Raw genomic sequence first — 20,754 nt, forward strand, 5'->3', positions numbered from 1 at the left:
TCTTGCGAGGTGATCGTGGCGCGGGAGGGGCGTCGTCACCAGGCGCGAGGACCGGATGCCGTCCACACCGTGGGGATGCCGGCCCGTGCGCGTCGGCGGCGATCCGTACAGTTGAGCGCATGACGACCGCCGCACCCGAGGCCCCGCTCGACGTCCTCCGCCGCGTCTTCGGCTACGAGGAGTTCCGAGGGCAGCAGTCGTCGATCATCGACCGCGTCGTCGGCGGCGGCGACGCGCTCGTGCTCATGCCGACGGGCGGCGGCAAGTCGCTCTGCTATCAGATCCCCGCACTCGTGCGGCGGGGCACCGGCGTCGTCGTCTCGCCCCTCATCGCCCTCATGCAGGATCAGGTGGATGCGCTCTCCGCCGTGGGCGTGCGGGCCGCCTTCCTCAACTCGACCCAGGATCCGGATGAGCGCCGGCTCGTCGAGCAGGAGCTCCAGGCCGGTGAGATCGACATCCTCTACCTCGCCCCCGAGCGGCTCAAGCTCGAGTCGACGCTCTCGCTCCTCGACCGCGTCGACGTCTCCGTCTTCGCGATCGACGAGGCCCACTGCGTCTCGCAGTGGGGGCACGACTTCCGGCCCGACTATCTGGCGCTCTCGGTCCTCCACGAGCGCTGGCCCGCGGTGCCGCGCATCGCGCTCACCGCGACCGCGACGGAGGCGACGCGCCACGAGATCGCCCAGCGGCTCGAGCTGGGGGATGCCGAGTGGTTCGTCTCCAGCTTCGACCGCCCCAACATCCAGTACCGCATCGAGTCGAAGGCGCAGCCGCTGCAGCAGCTGCTGCGACTCGTGCGGACGGAGCACCCGGGCGATGCCGGCATCGTCTACTGCCTCTCGCGGAAGTCGGTCGAGAAGACGGCCGACGCGCTCGTCGCCGAGGGCATCCCGGCGCTGCCGTATCACGCGGGTCTCGACGCCGGCATCCGCCGCCGCAACCAGGCGCGCTTCCTCCGCGAGGAGGGCATCGTCATGGTCGCCACGATCGCCTTCGGCATGGGCATCGACAAGCCGGACGTCCGCTTCGTCGCCCACCTCGACCTGCCGAAGAGCGTCGAGGGCTACTACCAGGAGACGGGGCGCGCGGGCCGCGACGGCCTCCCCTCGACCGCCTGGCTCGCCTACGGCCTCCAGGACGTCGTGCAGCAGCGCCGCATGATCGACGAGTCGGAGGGCGACCTCGCCCACCGGCGCCGGCTGAGCTCCCACCTCGACGCCATGCTCGCGCTCTGCGAGACGGTCGAGTGCCGCCGGGTGCAGCTGCTCGGCTACTTCGGCCAGCCCTCCATCGCCTGCGGCAACTGCGACACCTGCCTCGCGCCGCCGGAGGCGTGGGATGGCACGGTCCCCGCGCAGAAGCTGCTCTCCACGATCGTGCGGCTCGACCGGGAGCGGAACCAGCGCTTCGGCGCCGGCCACCTGATCGACATCCTGCTCGGGCGCGACAACGACCGCATCCGCCAGAACCGGCACGACGAGCTCAAGACCTACGGCATCGGCGAGGAGCTCTCCGAGCAGGAGTGGCGCGGCGTCGTCCGCCAGCTGCTCGCGCAGGGCATCCTCGCGGTGCAGGGCGAGTACGGGGTGCTCGGGATCACGCAGGAGGCCCCGGCGGTCCTCGCCGGCGAGCGCGAGGTGCGGCTCCGCCGCGAGCCCGAGCGCGTCGTGAAGCGCGCGAAGTCGAAGGCCGCGGCCGAGCTGCCGAGCGAGGCCCTGCCGCTCTTCGAGCGCCTCCGCGAGTGGCGCGCCGGCGTCGCGCGCGAGCTGGGCGTCCCCGCCTACATCGTCTTCGGCGACGCGACGCTGCGCGGCATCTCGCTCGTGACCCCCGCCTCGATCGAGGAGCTCGGCGGCATCTCCGGCATCGGCGAGAAGAAGCTCGAGCAGTACGGGGCGGATGTGCTCGCGGTCGTGGCAGCACATGCCGCTGCCGGCATGCCGGAGTGACAGACTGGTCGCGTGCTGAAGACCCTGGCCCGCGCGATCCTCTCGCCGACCGCCCGCGTCGCCTTCCGGCCGAAGGTGATCGGCCGACGGAACGTGCCCCGCCGCGGTGCCGTCATCCTCGCCTCCAACCACCGCTCCTTCATCGACAGCGTCGTCATCACGCTCGTCGCGCCGCGCTCCGTCTCCTTCCTCGCGAAATCCGACTACTTCACCGGCCGCGGCCTCCGGGGCGCCCTCAATCGCTGGTTCTTCACCGGCGTCGGGGCCGTGCCCGTCGAGCGGGGCGCCGGGCAGGCCGCGCAGGACGCGCTCGACGCGGGCCTCGGCATCCTGGAGGCCGGCGACGCCTTCGCGATCTACCCCGAGGGCACCCGCTCGCTCGACGGCCGCCTCTACAAGGGCCGCACGGGTGTCGCCTACCTCGCCCTCACGGCGGGCGTGCCGATCGTGCCGGTCGCGCTCACCGGCACCGAGCAGCTCCAGCCGGTCGGCTCGAGCCGCCTGCACAGGGCGAAGGTGACGGTCGAGTTCGGCGAGCCCATCGACGCCTCGGCCTTCGGGGAGGCGCGCTCCGGCCGCGTCCGCCGCGAGCTCACCGACGAGGTCATGCGCCGCATCCAGGCGATGTCGGGCCAGGACATGGCGCCGGTCTACAACGAGCCCCCGGCGCAGACCATCGCGGAACGTGTGAAACGGGTCTTCTGGCGCGAACGGCTCTAGGGGCGGGCGCGGTGGCGCACTAGGTTGTCGCCATGACCTTCAACGACGACTCCGACATCAGCAAGGGGCGCGTGAGTCGTCGCGGCCGCACCGCCGGGATCGCGGGCGGCGGCGGCATCCTGCTCGTCATCGCGGTCGCGGTCATCAGCCAGCTCACGGGTGTCGACGTCTCGGGCCTCGTCGGCCCGCTGACGGGCGGCGGCGGCACCCAGCAAGGTCCGGTCGACACGCTCGAGCAGTGCGACACCGGGTCCGATGCGAACGAGCAGATCGACTGCCGGATGAAGGGCGCCGCCGCATCCCTCGACACCTACTGGGAGGGGGAGCTCCGCGGCTACGAGGGCAGCCAGATCGTCCTCTTCTCCGGCAGCGTCAGCACGGGATGCGGGAACGCCTCGAGCGCGGTGGGCCCCTTCTACTGCCCGCCCGACGCGAGCGTCTACATCGACACCGGCTTCTTCGACGAGCTCGAGACCCGCTTCGGCGCCAACGACGGGACCCTCGCCCAGCTCTATGTCGTCGCCCACGAGTGGGGCCACCACGTGCAGAACCTGTCCGGCGCGATGGAGGGCCTCGACCGCCAGTCGACCGGCCCGGCGTCAGACGGGGTCAGGCTCGAGCTGCAGGCCGACTGCTACGCGGGCGCGTGGGTGGGCGCCGCCGAGACGATCGAGGACGACGCGGGCAGGACCTTCCTCGAGCCGGTCACGGATCAGCAGATCGCCGACGCGCTGAGCGCCGCCGCGGCGGTCGGCGACGACCGCATCCAGGAGTCGACGAGCGGGCAGGTGAACCCCGAGGCGTGGACGCACGGCGCGAGCGAGCAGCGCCAGGCCTGGTTCGAGACGGGTCGCACCGAGGGCCCGGGCGCCTGCGACACCTTCTCGGTGCCGGCCGGCCGACTCTAGCTCCGCTCGGCGCCCACGACGGCCCGCCCGGGGGAAAGCGGGCTCAGGCGAAGGGGGCGTCGTGGATGTCGAACACGTCGCGCAGGGCGGTGCGGGCCGCGAACCAGCCGTTCATGCCGTGGGTCGAGGGCCCCGGCGGCGTGGAGGCGGAGGCGAGGAAGAGCCCCGGTGCGGGCGTCCGCCACGGCACGGTCGAGAGCACCGGCCTCCGCACGAGGCGCCAGATCGACATCCGTCCGCCCATGATCTCCCCGCCCGGGTCGTTCGGGTTCTCCTCCTCGAGCTCGGCGGCGCTCCGCGAGGCGGAGGCGACGACGAGATCCCGGAACCCGGGGGCGAAGCGCTCGATCTGCTGCGTGACGAGCTCGGTCGCGTCCACCTCGGAGCCGGCCGGCACGTGGATGTACGCCCACACCGTGTGGTGCCCGGCGGGCGCGCGCGAGGGGTCCTCGAAGCTCGGCTGCACGAGCAGCACGTAGGGCCGCTCGGGCACCCGGCCGCGGGCGACGTCGCGCTCGCCCGCCGCGATCTCGGCGCGCGTGCCGCCGAGGTGCACGGTCGGCGCCGTCGCCACCCGGGGGTCCGACCACGGGATCGGCCCGCTCGTCGCGAAGTCGACCTTCGCGACGCCGTCGCCGCGCGGCCAGCGCTCGAGCGCGCGACGGTAGCCGCCGGGGAGGAGGTCCTCGCCGAAGCGGGCGAGGTGCGCCGGGCTCGTGTCGAGCAGTGTCGCCGCGCTCGGCTCGAGGTCGGCGGGCGAGCCGACATGCTGCCCGAGCACGATCTCGCCGCCGTGCGCCACGAGGTCGGCGGCGAGCGCGTCGGCGATCGCCTGCGAGCCGCCGACCGGGAGCCCCCAGCCGACGGTGTGGCCGAAGGCGGCGAGCATGAGGCCGGCGCCGCCGCTCGCGAGCGAGTGGAGCGGCGCGACCGTGTGGGCCGCGGCGCCCGCGAAGAGCGCCGGACCGGCCTGGCCGCGGAAGCCGGCGAGCGCGGGCGCGGGCCCGTGCACGAGGCTGCGGAGCCCGTACCGGACGGCCGCGATCGGGTCGCGCGGCACCCGCAGCAGCTGGTTGCCGGTGAAATCCTGCACCCCCGCGAAGCGGTCGACGAGGGGGCGCATCATGCGGTTCCAGGCGGGGCCGTCCTCCTCGAGCTCGGCGACCGTGCGATCGAGGTCGCGATAGGCGAGCGCGGCCGGCCTCCCGTCGAGCGGATGCGCGTAGGAGACCTCGGGGATGCGGAACGGCACCCGCTCGGTGAGCCCCCACGACCGGAAGAACGAGGAGGCGAGCGCACCCGGGTGCACCGCCGAGCACACGTCGTGGAGGTAGCCCGGCAGCGTCAGCTCGGCGGAGGACATCCCCCCGCCGACCCGCTCGCCGCGCTCGACGAGCCGCACCCGCAGCCCCGCGTGCGCGAGCGTCACGGCCGCGACGAGCCCGTTGGGGCCGGCGCCGACGACGGTCGCGTCGATCATGGCTCCAGGCTAGTCGCCCGGATCGAGCGAGACCGGGTCGACGAGCGTCCAGCGCGCCTCCCGCATCCACACGACCCCGTGCTCGCGGTGCTCGGCGTGCGTCGCGAAGCGGTAGCGGAAGACCCGGGCGCGGACGAGGCGGGGCGGGCGCCCGCCGAAGGGGTCGTGCGCGAGGAGCCGGAGGGTCGCGCGGTCGGCCTCGAGCAGGCGCCGGAGGAGGGGGCGGAACCAGTGCTCGCCGGGGGCGCCGAGCGCGAGGAACCACATGAGCCAGTCGAGCCGCAGATGGTACGGCGCGACCTGCCGAGGCACCCGCCGGACGTCGCCGGGCTTGCCGCGGAAGCCGTACGGCATCCAGTCCTCCTCCTCCGGCCGCTCGGCGGTCGTGCCCTCGATCACGACCTCCTGACGCACCTTCGTGACCGTGCCGAAGGCGCCGTAGGCGTTCCCGAGCTGCCAGCGGTTGAAGCTCGCGTTCATGAGCTGGCGGCGCGAGAGCAGGTTGCGCGCCGCCGGGATGGAGAGCAGCGCGAGCCCGAGCGCCACCAGCCCCGCGACGACCGCGAACCAGAGCGGCGTCGGCGCGTATTCGGGCGCCGGCAGCCCCGGCAGGATCAGGCGCACCGCGCCGTCGCCGAGCGCGGAGGCGGCGAGCACGATCGTCAGCGCGTTGAGCCAGGAGAAGTTGCCGCTGACGAGCAGCCAGCCCTGCGTGAGGATGATCGCCGCCGCACCGATGGCGCCGACCGGCTGCGGGGCGAAGATCAGCACCGGCGCAGCGAGCTGCACGATGTGGTTCGCGACGACCTCGCCGCGGTGGAACCAGGCCGGGAGCAGGTGGATGCGGCGGCTCAGCGGGTTCGGCATCGGCTGGGTCTCGTGGTGGTACATGAGCGCCGTGAGGTCGCGCCACTCCCGGCCGCCGCGCAGCTTGATGAGCCCCGCCCCGAGCTCGAGGCGGAGGACGAGCCACCAGCAGATGACGAGCACCGGCAGCGGCGGCGCGACCGCGTCCGAGCCGAGGAAGGCGACGACGAAACCGGCCTCGCAGAGCAGCATCTCCCAGCCGAAGCCGTAGAAGGCCTGCCCGATGTGCACGATCGAGAGGTACCCGATCCACAGCAGGAGGAAGGCGAGCATCGGCGCCCACGGCGGACCCTGCTGGGGGATGCCGGCGACGAGCAGCAGCGAGACGGCGATGCCGGCCAGGCAGAGGGCTCGCAGGCGGCGATCGCTGTAGCCCCAGCGGAACAGCGTCGGCCGCAGGCGATCGCGGTTCCGCGCGATGAAGGCGGGCGCCGGCAGGAGTCCGCGCTCGCCGAGCAGTGCCGGGAACTGGAGCAGCGTCGACAGGTAGGCGATCGCGAAGACGCCCGCCGTGCCGCGCTGCAGCACCTGGCGGGCGAGCTCGAAGCCCTGCGCGTCGAGCCAGGGGAGTGCGCCGTCCACGCGGCCACGCTACGCCCCGGCACCGCGGTCCGGGAGCGGCGTGGGCTCGGGCGCGCGGGCTCAGGAGCGCGGGCTCAGGCGAGCGGCGCGATGAGCGAGGCATCCGCCGGGTCGACCGCACGCGAGCTGTTGAGCCGGCGGTCGACCTCGTCGGCGATCATGGTCGCGGCGACCTCCGCCGAGACGCGCTCGAGCATCGCCAGCGTCTGCTCGCTGCGGCCCGCATCCAGCTTGACCGGCTCGAGCCAGTCGCCGTAGACCTCCTCGGTGAGGAAGGCCGGCATCCGGTCGTGCACCTCGCCCGAGGCGTCGACGCCCTCGCGGGTGATGATCGCGGTCGAGACCTCCCACGCGCCCTCGACCTTGCGGGCGGTGCAGATGCCCGCGGCGGCGAGCAGCGCGCCGTCGGGGCGGTGGAGGTAGTGCGGCTGCTTGTCGCCCTTCTCGCCCGTCCACTCGTAGTAGCCGCGCATCGGGACGATGCAGCGGGAGCCCGCGAAGGCCGACCTCCACATCCCGTTCGTCGCGACCGTCTCGAGGCGGGCGTTGAAGTTGGGGCGCTTCGGCTCCGTGATGAAGGCCGGGCGGAAATCCCAGACGGCCGGCTCGAGGCCGCGGTAGATCTCGCCGCTCGCGCGGTCGGCGCGCTCGCGGACGATCGGCACCGTGTCGGTCGGCGCGATCGAGTAGCTGATCTGCCAGTCGCGGTAGTCGTTGCCCTCGAGCACGAACTGCTCGATCATCTCGTTCGTCTCGGCGTCGTTCGCGAAGCGTCCGCACATGCGGCAAGTCTCGCGCGTGCCGCCGACATCCGCGAGGGACTCGGCTCAGTCCTCGGCGGGCTCGCCGTCGCGCACGAGCAGGAAGCTGACCGCCCCCACGACGCCCGGCCGGATCACCTGCTGCACGCGCCATCCCATCCCCGACCAGCGGTTCAGCTGATCGGTGATCGCCTGCGCCTGCTGATCGGCTTCGCCGTTGCCGGGGTGGAACGTCGTGAACTTGTACTCGGGTGCCATCGTCGCCTCCCGCGCGCGGGGTGCGCGCCCTGGGCCGATGCTAGACCGCTCAGGCGACGACGCCGAGGGCCTCGAGCTTCCCGCGCAGCTCCGGGTCGCTCGGCTCGACCTGGTGCGAGCCGTCGGGGAACACCACGACGGGGATGTTCGTGCGGCCGCTGACCGCCCGGGCGCGGTCGGCGCCGTCCTCGACGCGCTCGATGTCGACGTACTCGTAGTCGACGCCGAGGCCGTCCAGCAGCCGCTTCGAGCGGATGCAGTCTCGGCACCAGTCGGCGCCGTACATGAGGATGCGGTCGGAGCTCTCGGAGGGCATGTCACCAGGGTAGGCGGCTCGCGCCGCTCGCGCCGGCGCCGCCGGCGCGCTACCGTCGCGGCATGGCGAGGACCCCGCTCGACGTCGACACGCAGCTCGCGGCGCGCGCCCACCCGCTCCGCGACTGGATCGAGGTGCTGCGGCCCGCGATCCGCGGCGTCGACCCGGGCATCGTCGAGCTGTGGAAGTGGAACGCCCCCAGCTACGCGATCCGGGGCGTGCCCCTCGTCACCTTCATGCTCCGCCCCGACGACCATCTCCACCTCGTCTGGCACCACCCGGCGGTGCCGGACGTCGAGGACCCGCTGCTCGAGGGCGAGTACCCGGACGGGCGGCGGATGACGTACCTGCGCAGCGAGGTGGCCGTGCGGGATGCGGTGCCCGGCATCGAGGGGATCCTGCGCCGGCTCGTCGCGGCGACGCCGCCGGACGGGACGACGGCCCGGGCGGTCTAGCGGCGCGACACGACCCGGCTGCGGGCGCGCAGCGCGAGCACGCCGATCGAGCCGATGGCGCCGATCGCCGCGATGGAGCCGATCGCCGCGATGGAGCCGATCGCCGCGATGGAGCCGATGCTTCCGATCGAGCCGATCGAGCCGATCGAGCCGACGGACCCGATCGAGCCGGCGGACCCGATCGAGCCGATGGAGCCGATCGACCCGATGGAGCCTATGGACCCGATCGAGCCGATGGACCCGATGCTGCCGATCGAGCCGACGGACCCGGTCGAGCCGGCACCGCCGATCGACGTGCGGGACCTCCGACGACTCCGGCTCACCCCGCCGATGCTACGCCGGGGCGGCGCGGTCGGCATCCCCGTGCTCCGCCCCGGCGGCGGCGTCGGCCGAACTGCGGACCTCTGCGCAGACCGGCGCCGCGGGGTGCCGCCCCGGCTCGGATGTCCGCAGATCGGCACCGCCTCCCTGTGGCGGCGCGGCGGCCGGCCCGCGGCGCGATACCGTGGGCCCGTGCCGGCGTACCGCGACGACGAGGTCGATCTCCTCATCGACCGATGGGCCGAGATCCTGCCCGATCTCGACCTCGGTCCCCTCGACGTCATGTCGCGCCTGCGCCGCGCCGCCCGCGGGCTCACCGAGCTCCGTGCCGAGGTGTTCGGCCGCTCGGGCCTCTCGATCTGGGAGTTCGACGTCCTCGCGGCGCTCCGCCGGGAGCCGGCGCCCCACATCCTCACGCCCACGGAGCTCGGCCAGCGCACCATGGTCGGCTCGGCCGCGATCTCGAACCGGCTCGAGCACCTGCTCGAGCGGGCCCTCATCGTGCGCGAGGCGAATCCGGAGGACGGGCGCAGCCGCCTCGTCCGGCTCCTCCCGGAGGGGGCGGCGCTCGCGGAGGCGGCGATGCGCGACCTCGTGGAGGCCGAGCGGCTCGCGCTCGCCGGCATGCCGGCCGTCGAGCTCGCCGAGTTCATCTCCGGCCTCCGCCACCTCGGGGAGTCGCTGCCCGGCGTCCCGACGCGCGCCCCGCGCCGCGCCGGCGGCTGAGCCCGGCTCGAGTCGTCCGAGGGCGAGCTGCCGACCCGGCGCGGGATCAGGACCCGGATCGCCGGGCGCCCACGGGCCGCCCGCGCCCGCGCGGCCCGCGCCGCCGGCACGCCGCCGACCCGCGGGCCGGCTCCTGAATCCGCGCCGCCCGCGCGCTCAGTGTCGCGGCGCGAGCACGAAGCCGACCGCCCGCGCGACCGCGGGTGCGATCGAGGTCCCGTGCGTCTCGCCCTCGAGCAGGTCGAAGCGCGACTCGATCCCCGCCTCGGCGAGCGACGCCGCCAGCTCGCCCGCGGCGTCCACGACCCGGGTCCGCGCGATCTCGGCGCGGTATCGTTCGAGCAGATGCTCCCATCCCTCGGGCAGCGACTCGGGCGGGGTCTGCTCGAGCCCGCCGACGGCGACGAGCGCGCGGGGGATGCGGCCGAGGCCGGCCAGCCGCTCGGGGAGCGCCGCGAGGTGCGAGAGCACCGCGAAACCGTCCCACCAGAGCGCGGGGCTCAGCGCCGCGACCGCCGCGAGACGGCCGGGCCGCGTGAGTAGCGCGTGTGCCGCCAGCAGCCCGCCGAGCGAGTGGCCGATGAGCGCGACCTCGTCGGAGGCGGACGGGTGCCGTCGCGCGATCTCCGGCGCGAGCTCGTCGAGGATCCAGTCGAGCAGCTGCTCGCCGCCGCCCGAGTCGGTGCCGAGCACGGCCTGCATCGACTCGGGGATCGAGCCGCCGGGCGTGAGGTCGACCGCGCGGCGCGACCACAGCTCGGCCGGCGGCACCCCGTGACCGACGCCGACGACGACCGCCGGACGGGCCTCGCCGATCGAGGCGAGCACCGCGGCCGTCTCGGCCGCCGTCCCGAAGGCGAGGTCGGCGTCGAGCACGACCACGAGCGGCAGGGAGGCCGGCGGCGCCTCGGGCGCGGAGACGCTCACCCGGTAGCGCCGGCCGGTCGCCCGCGCGGTCAGGTCGAAGCGCTCGATCCCCTCGAGGATCGAGGTCACGCGCCCGCCGCCTCCTCGGGGCGCTCCGCCGCCTCCCGCTCGGCTGCATCCGGGACGTAGCCCTCGATGTGCCGCTCGGCGGGGCCGTCGTAGGCGGAGAGCGGTCGGATGAGCGCGTTGGAGGCCTGCTGCTCCATGATGTGCGCCGTCCAGCCGACGATGCGCGCCGCGACGAAGAGCGGCGTGAAGGTCGCGGTGTCGAAGCCCATGAGGCGGTACGCGGGGCCCGAGGGGTAGTCGAGGTTCGGGTAGATGCCCTTGCGCTCGACGAAGGCGGTCTCGAGCGCCTCGGTCAGCTCCGCGACATCCGGCCGGTCGTAGTGCTCGACGAGCGAGTCGAGCGCGGCCTTCATGGTCGGCACGCGCGAGTCGCCGCGCTTGTAGACGCGGTGGCCGAAGCCCATGATCTTGCGCTTCTCGGCGAGCGCGTCATCCAGCCAGGACTCGACCCGGGAGGCGTCCCCGATCTCCTCGAGGACGTGCAGCACGGCCTCGTTCGCGCCGCCGTGGAGCGGCCCCTTGAGCGCGCCGATCGCGCCGACGACCGCCGAGTAGAGGTCGCTCAGCGTGCTCGCGATGACGCGGCCCGTGAAGGTGGAGGCGTTGAAGGAGTGCTCGGCGTAGAGCACCATCGAGCGGCTGAAGGCGTCGACGACGATCGGGTCCGGCTCCTCCTCGAAGGTCAGCCAGAGGAAGTGGGCGGCGTAGTCGAGATCCTCGCGTGCGGCGACGGGCTCGAGGCCGCGGCGGCGGCGCTGCCCGTACGCGACGATCGCGGGGAGCGCGGCGAAGAGCTCGAGGCTCCGCGCGAGGTTCTCCTCGGGACTGCCGACCGCATCCATGACGTTCTGGCTGCCCGCGGTGCCGATCGCGCCGATGACGCTGACGGCCGTGCGGACGTCGTCCATGGGATGCGCGTCGAGCGGGACGAGGTCGATCGCGGCGCGCACGCGGTCGTCGAGGGCACGGTGCGCGCGCTCGACGCGGCGGAGCTCGGCGAGCTCGGCGTCGCTCGGCAGCTCGCCGTGCCAGAGCAGGTGCGCGACCGCCTCGACCGACTGCGTCGCGGCGAGCTCCTGCACGGGGTAGCCGCGGTAGAGCAGGGAGTTCGTCTCGGGGTCGACCTTCGAGACGCCCGTCGTGTCGGCGACGACCCCGACGAGGCCCTTCCTGATCTCGTGCTCGGCCATGCGCATCCTCTCGCTGGGTCCCGCCGCGGTCTGCGGTCAGGAGCTCCGGTTCGTCGACAGGTCGAAGGTGTAGACGCCCTCGTCGAACGCGGCGGTGCCGGCGTAGTCCACCAGCTCGTACAGTCTGGACCGCGTCTGCATCCCCGGCACCTCGGAGTTCAGCGAGCCCTCAGCATCGAGCACGTCGAGGGCGCGCTCGATCGCGCCGAAGGCGACCCGGAGCAGGGAGACGGGGAAGATCACGAGGTCGACCCCGACGTCCTCGAGCTGCTGCACCGTGAAGAGCTCGCTCTTGCCGAACTCGGTCATGTTCGCCAGGATCGGCACGTCGACGGCCGCCCGGATCGCGGCGAACTCCTCGAGCGACGCCATCGCCTCGGGGAAGACCGCATCCGCGCCGGCGTCCACGAGCCTCTTCGCCCGGTCGACGGCGGCGGCCATGCCCTCGACGCCGCGGATGTCGGTGCGGGCCATGATGACGAGGTCCGGGTCGCGGCGCGCGGCGGCGGCGGCGGCGATCCGCTTGAGGGCGGTCGACTCGTCGACGACCTGCTTGCCGTCGAGGTGGCCGCAGCGCTTCGGGTTGACCTGGTCCTCGAGGTGGAGGGCGGCGACGCCCGCGTCCTCGAGCACCTGCACCGTGCGGGCGACGTTGAGCGGCTCGCCGAAGCCGGTGTCGGCGTCGACGAGGGTCGGCAGCTCGGTCACGCGCGAGATCTGCCCCGCGCGCTGCGCGACCTCCGTGAGGGTCGTGAGCCCGACATCCGGCAGCCCCAGCTCGGCGGCCATGACGGCGCCCGAGATGTAGACGCCCTCGAAGCCCTTCTCTTCGATGAGGCTCGCGGAGAGCGGCGTGAAGGCGCCCGGCATGCGGACGATGCGGGGGCCGGCGAGCGCCTCGCGGAAGGCGCGGCGCTTCTCGGCGGGGGTGCGCTGGGCGTGCAGCATCAGAAGAGTCCCTTCGGCGGGGTGGGGAGCCCCTCGGCGGTGATGGTCAGGCCGGCGAGCTCCTCGGCGGTCAGCTCGGGGAGGCGCTGGGCGGTGTCGAGGAAGCGCGCGATCTCGGGCGCCGCGAGGACGCCGTCGGCGAGCTGCTCGAACTTGCGGACGTAGTCGGCGCGGGCGAAGGGCCGGGCGCCGAGCGGGTGGGCGTCGGCGACGGCGATCTCGTCGACGACGCGGCCGCCGTCGGCGAGCTCGATCTCGACGCGGCCGCCGAAGGCCTTCTCGGCCGGGTCGGTCGAGTGGTAGCGGCGGGTCCACTCGGCGTCCTCGGCCGTGGCGATCCTCCGCCACAGCTCGACGGTGTCGGGGCGGGCGGCGCGCTCGGGCGCGTAGGAGTCGGCGTGGTGCCAGGCGCCGTCCTGGAGGGCGACGGCGAAGATGTACGGGATCGAGTGGTCGAGCGTCTCGCGGGAGGCCGCCGGGTCGTACTTCTGCGGGTCGTTCGCGCCCGAGCCGATCACCGTGTGCGTGTGGTGGCTCGTGTGCAGCACGATCGACCGGACGGCGGCGGGGTCGCGGAGCTCGGGCCGCTCCCGGCCGAGCCGGCGGGCGAGGTCGATCCAGGCCTGCGCCTGGTACTCGGCCGAGTGCTCCTTCGTGTAGGTGTCGAGGATGCCGCGCTTGGGCTCGCCGCGCTCCGGCAGCGGCACCTCGTAGCGGCCTTCCGGCCCGTCGAGGAGCCACGCGATGACCCCGTCCTCGCCCTCGTAGATCGGGGTGGGGCTGGTCTGCCCGCGCATGGCGCGATCCACCGCCTCGACGGCCATCTTCCCGGCGAAGGCGGGCGCGTGGGCCTTCCAGGTGGAGATCTCGCCCTTGCGCGACTGGCGGGTCGCGGTCGTCGTGTGGAGCGCCTGCCCGATCGCCTGGAAGATCACGGCGGCGTCGAGGCCGAGGAGGGTGCCGATGCCGGCGGCGGCGCTCGGGCCGAGGTGCGCGACGTGGTCGATCTTGTGGCGGTGCAGGGAGATCGCCCGCACGAGGTCGACCTGGATCTCGTAGCCGGTCGCGATGCCGCGCACGAGGGCGCCGCCGTCTCGGCCCGCGTGCTGGGCGACGGCGAGGATCGCGGGGATGTTGTCGCCGGGGTGCGAGTACTCGGCGGCGAGGAAGGTGTCGTGGAAGTCGAGCTCGCGCACCGCGACCCCGTTCGCCCACGCCGCCCACTCGGGGCTGGTGCGCTCGTCGGCGCCCGTGCCGAGCCCGACGACGGTCGCGCCCGCGCCGCCCGTCGAGACGGGGTGGGAGGCCGCCTGTCCGCGCGCCGAGACGACGGGCGCCCGCCGGAGGGATGCGGCGGCGACCGCGGCGTTGTCGATGACCCGGTTGACGATCATGTCGAGCACCTCGGCCTCGACCTCGACGGGGTCGACGGCGAGCTCGGCGAGCTTCCAGGCGAGCTGCTCCTCGCGCGGGAGCGGCTCCTCGCTGCGGTAGGTGCGGACGGGGTGGTTCCTCATGGGGTCCTCCGGGGCTCGGGGTCGTCGTGGGGGAGCGTCGCGAGCGCGTGCTCGAGGCTGTGGTGCAGGTGGATGCGGACGGCGTCCGCGGCGAGCTGCGCGTCGCCGCGCGAGATGGCGTCGGCGATCGTGCGGTGCTCGTCGGCGGCGGCCGCGAGGCGGGCCGGGTGATCGCGGGCGGCGCGCCGGATCCTGGCGGCGTGGTGCCGGGCGGAGTCGAGGGCGGCCTGGAGCCGGGGGCTCGCGATGGCGCGGTCGATCTCGCGGTCGAGCTCGGCGGCGAGCTCGTAGGTGTCCTGCTGCTCGGATCCGGCCGGGTCGACCCGGATGGCGGCGAGGCGGGCGGCGAGCGCCTCGAAGACGGCGGGGTCGCCGCGGCGGGCGGCGAGGGATGCGGCGGCGGGCTCGAGCGCGCCGCGCAGCTCGTACGCGGCGGCGACGTCCTCCCGGCGCAGCGGCGCGACCTCGAGGCGCCGCGGGCCGACGGCGACGGCGAGCCCCTCGGCGGTCAGCCCGGCGAGGGCGGTGCGGACGGGGGTGCGCGACATCCGCAGCCGGTCGGCGAGCTCGATCTCGGCGAGCACGGCGCCCGGCGCGAGCCGCCCGGCGATGATCTCCCCGCGGAGGAGCGCGAGCGCGCGATCGCTCGCGCGCCGCTCGGAGACCGTCATGTATGCAAACGATACGCCGAAGGCCGCTTTCGGGCCAGATCTGCGACGTTCAGTGTGCGGTATGCATACACATCGGACACGATCACCACCCGCTGAGCGTGGTGAACGCAGAGCCCATCTGGTTGCCGAGCGCGATCTCGCCCGTGGAGTTGTAGTGGAGGTTGTCGCTCGCGACCGGGATGGCGTCCGTGTCGATCACCGCGACGGTGAGCGGGTCGCCTGCGCGCAGCGCACTCTGCGCGGTTCGCACGGCGCCCGCGTACGGCAGATTGGATCCGGCGCGGATCCGCCCGACGATGAAGGGCAGGTCGCGGTCGGCGGCGACACTGCGGACCGCGGCCTTGAAGTTGGTGAGGTTCGTCCCGTAGTTCGCGGCCATGGACTGGTTGAGGGCGTCGGCATCGCCCTGCATCCAGAAGAAGCCGGCGATGCGGGTGCGGTACCCCTGCTGGTTCCACTGCGAGGTCGCCGCTGAGAGCTGGTCTCGCAGGACCGTGAACAGGCCATTCGCGTTGGCCGGGTTCCATTGGCTCGCGAGATCGGTGTTGCCGTACCCGACCTTGACGATGGCGATGTCTCGTCGCCCCTGTGCGTAGAGGGTTCTCCCGATTCCCATCTCGAGTCCGAAACTGGTGGCCGGAGGGCTGCCGCGATTGAAGTTCGCGGTCTGGACGCCGAGTGTCGTGACGGTGCCGGATGTGGAGACGTACTGGTCGTCGCCGTCGCCCTGCCGGTAGAAGAACCGGATCTGCGCGTCCGCGCTGCTCGCGGGCAGCTGGGCGCCGTCGGTGCCGTATCCGACGGCGTTGGATTGACCGGCGACGACGTAGACGTCGAGGACGGGGTTGACCGGCCCGACGGCGAGTCCGACGTAGGGCGGGTTCCCGGGGATCGAGTAGCTCTCGCTGGTGCTCGTGACGGTGATCATGTCGTCGAAGGTGGCGTACTGCAGGAACCACATCGCCGTTCCGCTCCCCCACAGCGAGAAGTAGACCTGAGAGGTCGGGTCGTACCCGATCGACCTGTAGCCGTCGGTGTTCCGGGTGCTGGCCTGCGTGCTGTAGGGGGTGTTGGTCACGACGTCTCCCCATGTCAGATACGTCTGCCAGTAGGTGATGCCGTTGTCGTGGTAGACGGTCGAGAAGAACCGGCCGTCCCACGCCACTCCTCGATACCCGTCGATCGGACTGTCGACGCAGCGGAGGACGTGGGGCCGAGACTCGACGAGGTTCGCGTAGGAGGTGAAGGTGGCGAAGCAGTTCTGCGTGGAGGACCGGAGGATGGCGAACCAGCGGTTGCCGTCCGAGGCGATCGCTCGGATCTGACGGCTGCTCGTCGCCGACTGCTCGACCGGGGTCGTCCCGGGTATCGACGCGAACGAGCTGTACTGCTTGAACCGGTAGCCGGTGCCGCCGGTCGCCTCGACCAGCACGTACTGGAGGCTCGCGTTGGTCGACGGCGATGGTGCGGCCGCGTCGGCGGCGGGCGGCGACGCGGTCGTGAGCGAGAGCGCGAGAGCGATGATCGCGAGGGTCGCCATCGTCGATACGACTCGGAGGCGTCTCATGTCGGTCTCCTTTCGTCAGGGCGCCTCGCCTCCGGAGCGGATCCGGGAGGCGAGGCGCCCGTCCTAGGTCATCGACGTCGCGTCAGAACCCGAGGCTCAGCCCGGGGTGGACCGCGAGGCCGACCTGCTCCGGCGCGCAGCGGCCGTTGTACCAGAGCTTCCACCGGTTCGCCTCGGCCTCCCACACGGCGTACGGCTTGTAGACCGCGTTGCACTCCCATCCGGGCTCGCGCTGGATGATCGGGTTGGTGGGCATGCGGGTCCAGCCGGTGATGCCGTTCGTCGAGCGCGCGATGCCGATGGCGGCGGTGTCGATGTCGGCGTACCCGATGTAGAACATGTAGTAGTAGCCGTCGTCCTGCTTGAGCACCTGCACGCCGGCCACGCGATCCTGCTCCCAGGTCTTCGCGGGGTTCTTCTCGAAGATCGGATTGCCGGTGTTCTTGCTCCAGGTGAGGCCGTTCGAGCTCGTGGCGTAGCCGATCGCGTTGGGCTCGTACTGCTCGCCGCCGGAGTACCACATCTTGTACGTGGAGGTGGCGGTGTCGTAGATGACGCTGGGGTTCATCACCGAGGTGTGCTCCCAGGTCGTGGTGGGGGACAGGACCGGGTCGGCGCTCTGACGGGTCCAGGTGAGGCCGTCGGGGCTGGTCGCGTAGCCGATCCACGAGTTGTCGTTGGTCTGCCCCGTGTACCACATGCGGTAGGTGCCGTCGGGGGTCCGGATGACGTTGGGGCGGTTGAGGTTGCCCTCCCAGTACGTGGTGGTGGGCTGCAGCACCTTGATCGGCGCCGTCCAGTTCACGCCGTCGACGCTCTCCACGTAGCCGATGCTCTGCTGGGGGCGCCACGAGAACCACATCCGGTAGATGCCGTTCTCACGCAGCACGGAGATGTCGAAGGCGGTGCCGTAGTTCTTGCCGAGCACGGGGTTGCGGGAGAACTTCGCCCACCCGGTCGAGGTCGCCGTGGTGGTGGTGGGCAGGGCGAGCGCGACGACCTCGGTCATGATGTCCGCGCGGTCCGGCACCACGTACGTGCCCGACGACGCCGCGTTCTTCGTGCCCGTCACCCGCAGCACCATGGTGTGCGAGCCGGCGGCGAGCGGCGAGCTCTTCCAGAGGAGCTTGTTCCCGCCGGCCGAGGCGGCGTAGAAGTCGACCAGGGTCTCCGGTCCGCCGTCGATCGAGACGGCGCCGATGCCGGCGCTGGGGCCGACGCCTCCGTAGAGGTGGACGGCCGCCCCCGTGAACCGGAAGGTCGCGGTGGCGCCGGTGGCGTTGCTGTAGGAGTGGGTGTTCGACCAGTAGCCGGGATTGCCGTTGGTGCCCCAGGTGCCGGTGTACTGGAACTGCTTCTGGCCGCTGCCGAGGACGCGGTCGTCGACGGTGTCGGCGGAGTCGTAGATCACGACGCGGTCCGGGACGACGAAGGTCGAGGACGCGGCGTCGTTCTTGATCCCGGCCGGCGTGATGACGAGGGTGTGCGCCCCGGCGCCGAGGCTCGGGCTGACCCAGAGCTGCACGTCCTTGGCGGTGGTGCCGCTGTAGAAGTCCACCTCGTAGGCGGGTCCGCCGTCGACCGAGACGTTCGCGATCCCGGCGCCGGATCCCGTGCCGCCGTGGAGCGCGATCTGCGTGCCGGTGAACCGGACGGTCGCCTTCGCGCTCGTCGAGTTGCTGTAGTGGTGGGTGTCGCCGAAGTAGCCGGCCTCGGTGCTGAGGCTCCAGGCGCCGGTGTAGTCGAACTGGTTGGTGCCGGTGCCGGTGGTGTTGTCGTCGACGCTGATGGTGGGGGTGACGGCTGCCGCGGGGAGGACGCCCGGCGTGATGCCGAGCCCTGCCAGCGCGACGAGCCCCGCGAGCACGAGCCCTGATTTCCGGTGTCGCAAGATTCGCTCCCTTGAGAATCGGTGATCGGCGATGCCAATCGATTGCGCTCACCGTAGGGGCATCGTCGCGAGCCGGTCAAGAGCCTCGCGATCCGGGATGGGGTCAGTGGCCCGGCGCGGAGGCCCTGACCACGAGCGCGGGCAGGATGCGCCGTTCGAAGTCGTCACGCCGCCCGTCCTCGAGTCGTGCGAGCATCGCCGTGGCCGCGAGCTCGCCCAGGCGGATCTCGAAGGGGTCCACCGTCGTCAGGGCGGGATCGAGGAGCGCGGCGGCCTCGATGTTGTCGAAGCCGGTCACGACCACGTCCGACGGGACGTGCAGGCCGTGCCGGCGGAGCGACTGCACGGCTCCGGCCGCGATCAGGTCGTTCGCGCACACGAGCCCGCCGAACCGGGCGCCCGTGGCGAGCAGCCGCTCGCACGCGGCGGCGCCGCCGTCGAACGACCACGGCGAGAGCTCGAGCAGCGCGGGTGCGGCGGGCCGGCCGGCCTCCTGCGCCGCCTGCAGGAACGCGCGGCGCCGCGGCTCCGAGTTCACGTCGCCCTCGGGTCCGCCGATGTAGGCGACGGCGCCGGAGGTGCTCGCGTGGACATGACTCGCGGCGAGGGCGAGCCCGGCCTCCTCGTCGGTCCACACCGTCTCCTCGACGCCCCACTCGGCATCGGGTCTCCGCGTGGCGATCACCGGGAGCCCGTGATCGATCAACGCGGAGAACGCCGCCCGGGGTGCGGTGCCGATCAGCACGATCGCACCATCGGTGCCGCGGTCGATCACGGAGTCGACGACGGCCCGGGTCGCAGCCTGGTCGAGATCGGTCTCGTAGATGATCAGGTTGTAGCCGAAGCTGCGGAGGACGCGGCCGGCGCCGCGCGCGATCATCGGATTCGCCTCGTGCGTGATGTTGTCGAGGATGAGCGCGATGTCATGCGAGCGCCGCATCCTGAGCGCCCGTGCGGCCGTGTTCGGGCGGAAGCCGAGCTCGGCGATCACCGACTCGATCCGCTCGCGCGTCTCGACCGCGACCGGCCGCCGGCCGCTCAGCATCCGCGACACCGTCGTCACGCTGACCCCGGCGCGCGTGGCGACGTCGTCCATGGTGGCGCGGCGGGTCGGATTCGGTGCCGGGTTGCTCACGGTCGGCCAATCGATTGTCGTCGGGGTCGGGTGTCACCACAATAGTGCGATCCGGCCTTGCGCCCACGCCGCGTGGCGACCTATATTCGAGCTTGCCAATCGATTGGCGTATCTGATCACCATGCTGTGCCACCCGACTCGATGAAGAGAGGCCACCTTGAAGTCCGATCACATCTCCCCCGCCGCGAGGCGTCTCGGCGCCGTCGCGCTGGGCGTCACGCTCGTCGCACTGCCGCTCGCCGGGTGCGCACCCTCGTCCGGCTCCGGCGATGGCGACGCCGGCGGCCCGGTCACGCTGCTGACCTGGGGCGACACGAAGTTCGCCGAGCTGCAGGGCGAGACCTACAACGACACCTTCCCGGACGAGGAGATCGACCTCAAGGTCGTCTCGGGCGGCCAGGACGACGCCGATTCGCTGGAGAAGTTCCGACTCGCCCTCTCGTCGGGCCAGGACATCCCCGACATCGTGCAGCTCAACTACTCCTCGCTCGCGGAGTTCGCGGAAGCCGGTGTGCTCGCCGATCTGGAGCCGTACGTCGGCGACCAGCTCGACGGCATCACCAACGCCGGCCAGGAGCTCATGCAGTACGACGACCAGCTGCTCGCCGTCCCCTACGAGGTGAAGACGAAGCTGTGGTTCTACCGCACCGACCTGTTCCAGGAGGCCGGCATCGACGTCGCCGAGGTGAGGACGCAGGACGACTTCATCGCGGCGGGCGAGAAGCTGCAGTTGGTCGCTCCCGAGAGCTACATGTGGAACCTCGGCCCGAACCCCGCCGCGTACAACCTCGGCGAGATCCTCAGCGGCAACGGAGCCCGCTTCAGCGAGAAGGAGCCGGAGTGCGCGATCGTGGTCGAGAGCGACCCCGGCGTCCGTGACGGCTTCACCGCGCTGAAGGAGCTGCGGGAGTCCGGCGTGGTCGAGCCGAACATCGACGACTTCTCTCCCGAGTGGCAGAGCGGGCTCGCCGACGGCACGATCGCGTCGACGCTCCTCGCGAGCTGGTTCCCCAGCTTCCTCGAGGAGTACGCCCCCGACCTCGCCGGCAAGTGGGGCGTCACCACCTGGCCCGAGATCGGCGGCGCCGACGGCGGCAGCGAGGCCGCCGGCTCGATCTTCGTGATCCCCGCCGACGCCCCGAACAAGGATGCCGCGGCCAGACTGCTCGCCGGCACCCTGATCGACGACGAGGGCGCGCAGGCCTACGTCGACGCCCGCGGCGGCTCGTTCCCGTCGGCGGTCGCCGCCGTCGTCGAGAACGCGAAGTCCACGCCGAACGAGTACTTCGGCGACAGCCTCGCGACCGCCTACGAGGCCTCGAGCGAGAACTACTCGGTGTTCCCGTACGACCCGGCCAGCCTCACCGAGGCCGGCATCGTGCAGGAGCAGCTCGTGAACTACCTCGCCGCCGACGACCGCGACCCGAGCAGCTTCCTGCAGACCGCTCAGCAGCAGATCGAGTCGCAGGTCGGCTGCCCGTACAGCGACTGAG

General features: G+C 72.5%; 20 protein-coding genes. 6 read left to right on the forward strand and 14 right to left on the reverse strand.

Annotation, left to right across the window (positions count from 1 at the left end):
- Positions 1-119: 119 nt before the first annotated feature.
- From recQ to ypfJ, 3 genes are read left to right on the forward strand one after another with little or no spacing between them, the layout of a single operon-like run.
- Positions 120-1,952 carry a DNA helicase RecQ gene (gene recQ, locus OF852_RS10955; RefSeq protein ID WP_271119195.1) on the forward strand — a complete coding sequence of 611 codons (1,833 nt, stop codon included), beginning with the start codon at positions 120-122 and terminating at the stop codon, positions 1,950-1,952.
- 12 nt (positions 1,953-1,964) lie between these two features.
- Positions 1,965-2,672, forward strand: coding sequence for a lysophospholipid acyltransferase family protein (locus OF852_RS10960; protein WP_271119196.1), 708 nt, complete (start codon positions 1,965-1,967; stop codon positions 2,670-2,672).
- Between the two features lie 32 nt (positions 2,673-2,704).
- The gene (gene ypfJ, locus OF852_RS10965) at positions 2,705-3,580 is read left to right on the forward strand and encodes a KPN_02809 family neutral zinc metallopeptidase (protein ID WP_271119197.1); all 876 of its coding nucleotides are present in this window, start codon (positions 2,705-2,707) and stop codon (positions 3,578-3,580) included.
- A gap of 43 nt (positions 3,581-3,623) precedes the next feature.
- Here ypfJ and OF852_RS10970 read toward each other — a convergent pair whose 3' ends face one another.
- The 5 genes from OF852_RS10970 to OF852_RS10990 all read right to left on the reverse strand — a co-directional run bounded on the left by OF852_RS10970 (position 3,624) and on the right by OF852_RS10990 (position 7,844).
- A complete protein-coding gene (locus OF852_RS10970) occupies positions 3,624-5,060 on the reverse strand; it encodes a phytoene desaturase family protein (RefSeq protein WP_271119198.1) in 1,437 nt (478 codons plus the stop codon).
- Between the two features lie 9 nt (positions 5,061-5,069).
- Complete coding sequence (locus OF852_RS10975; protein ID WP_271119199.1) at positions 5,070-6,509, reverse strand: lipase maturation factor family protein; 1,440 nt, start codon at positions 6,507-6,509, stop codon at positions 5,070-5,072.
- A gap of 74 nt (positions 6,510-6,583) precedes the next feature.
- The gene (locus OF852_RS10980) at positions 6,584-7,291 is read right to left on the reverse strand and encodes an SOS response-associated peptidase (RefSeq protein WP_271119200.1); all 708 of its coding nucleotides are present in this window, start codon (positions 7,289-7,291) and stop codon (positions 6,584-6,586) included.
- A 45-nt stretch (positions 7,292-7,336) separates the two neighbouring features.
- Positions 7,337-7,528 (reverse strand): hypothetical protein, encoded by a 192-nt coding sequence (locus OF852_RS10985; RefSeq protein ID WP_271119201.1) that lies wholly within the window; start codon positions 7,526-7,528, stop codon positions 7,337-7,339.
- A 49-nt stretch (positions 7,529-7,577) separates the two neighbouring features.
- Positions 7,578-7,844, reverse strand: coding sequence for a glutaredoxin domain-containing protein (locus tag OF852_RS10990; RefSeq protein ID WP_271119202.1), 267 nt, complete (start codon positions 7,842-7,844; stop codon positions 7,578-7,580).
- A 62-nt stretch (positions 7,845-7,906) separates the two neighbouring features.
- Between OF852_RS10990 and OF852_RS10995 the strand changes: the two genes are divergently transcribed.
- Positions 7,907-8,299 carry a DUF1801 domain-containing protein gene (locus tag OF852_RS10995; RefSeq protein WP_271119203.1) on the forward strand — a complete coding sequence of 131 codons (393 nt, stop codon included), beginning with the start codon at positions 7,907-7,909 and terminating at the stop codon, positions 8,297-8,299.
- On the opposite strand, the gene OF852_RS11000 is transcribed toward OF852_RS10995, so the two are convergent.
- Positions 8,296-8,622, reverse strand: coding sequence for a hypothetical protein (locus tag OF852_RS11000; RefSeq protein ID WP_271119204.1), 327 nt, complete (start codon positions 8,620-8,622; stop codon positions 8,296-8,298). The genes OF852_RS10995 and OF852_RS11000 overlap by 4 nt on opposite strands.
- Before the next feature lie 190 nt (positions 8,623-8,812).
- Here OF852_RS11000 and OF852_RS11005 point away from each other — a divergent pair, with 190 nt between their 5' ends.
- Entirely contained in the window at positions 8,813-9,346 is a 534-nt protein-coding gene (locus OF852_RS11005) for a MarR family winged helix-turn-helix transcriptional regulator (RefSeq protein ID WP_271119205.1), read from the forward strand.
- A gap of 156 nt (positions 9,347-9,502) precedes the next feature.
- On the opposite strand, the gene OF852_RS11010 is transcribed toward OF852_RS11005, so the two are convergent.
- The 8 genes from OF852_RS11010 to OF852_RS11045 form a co-directional block, all read right to left on the reverse strand.
- Positions 9,503-10,342 carry an alpha/beta hydrolase gene (locus OF852_RS11010; protein ID WP_271119206.1) on the reverse strand — a complete coding sequence of 280 codons (840 nt, stop codon included), beginning with the start codon at positions 10,340-10,342 and terminating at the stop codon, positions 9,503-9,505.
- Positions 10,339-11,532, reverse strand: a complete 1,194-nt coding sequence (locus tag OF852_RS11015; protein WP_271119207.1) for a bifunctional 2-methylcitrate synthase/citrate synthase — start codon at positions 11,530-11,532, stop codon at positions 10,339-10,341. Before OF852_RS11015 ends, OF852_RS11010 begins: the two co-directional genes overlap by 4 nt.
- Positions 11,533-11,568: 36 nt before the next feature.
- Entirely contained in the window at positions 11,569-12,480 is a 912-nt protein-coding gene (gene prpB / locus OF852_RS11020; protein WP_271119208.1) for a methylisocitrate lyase, read from the reverse strand.
- The gene (locus tag OF852_RS11025) at positions 12,480-13,997 is read right to left on the reverse strand and encodes an MmgE/PrpD family protein (protein WP_271119209.1); all 1,518 of its coding nucleotides are present in this window, start codon (positions 13,995-13,997) and stop codon (positions 12,480-12,482) included. Before OF852_RS11025 ends, prpB begins: the two co-directional genes overlap by 1 nt.
- Positions 13,994-14,668: a GntR family transcriptional regulator gene (locus tag OF852_RS11030; RefSeq protein ID WP_271119210.1), complete on the reverse strand. Its 675-nt coding sequence runs from the start codon at positions 14,666-14,668 to the stop codon at positions 13,994-13,996. The genes OF852_RS11025 and OF852_RS11030 overlap by 4 nt, the downstream gene beginning before the upstream one ends.
- Positions 14,669-14,750: 82 nt before the next feature.
- Positions 14,751-16,235, reverse strand: coding sequence for a sialate O-acetylesterase (locus tag OF852_RS11035; protein WP_271119211.1), 1,485 nt, complete (start codon positions 16,233-16,235; stop codon positions 14,751-14,753).
- 82 nt (positions 16,236-16,317) lie between these two features.
- Positions 16,318-18,126 (reverse strand): hypothetical protein, encoded by a 1,809-nt coding sequence (locus OF852_RS11040; RefSeq protein WP_271119212.1) that lies wholly within the window; start codon positions 18,124-18,126, stop codon positions 16,318-16,320.
- Positions 18,127-18,229: 103 nt separating this feature from the next.
- Positions 18,230-19,261, reverse strand: a complete 1,032-nt coding sequence (locus tag OF852_RS11045; RefSeq protein ID WP_271119213.1) for a LacI family DNA-binding transcriptional regulator — start codon at positions 19,259-19,261, stop codon at positions 18,230-18,232.
- 157 nt (positions 19,262-19,418) lie between these two features.
- Here OF852_RS11045 and OF852_RS11050 point away from each other — a divergent pair, with 157 nt between their 5' ends.
- Positions 19,419-20,753, forward strand: a complete 1,335-nt coding sequence (locus OF852_RS11050; protein ID WP_271119214.1) for an ABC transporter substrate-binding protein — start codon at positions 19,419-19,421, stop codon at positions 20,751-20,753.
- Position 20,754: the final 1 nt, after the last annotated feature.

Source organism: Homoserinibacter sp. YIM 151385, assembly GCF_027912415.1.
In the GTDB taxonomy this organism is placed as follows: domain Bacteria; phylum Actinomycetota; class Actinomycetes; order Actinomycetales; family Microbacteriaceae; genus Schumannella.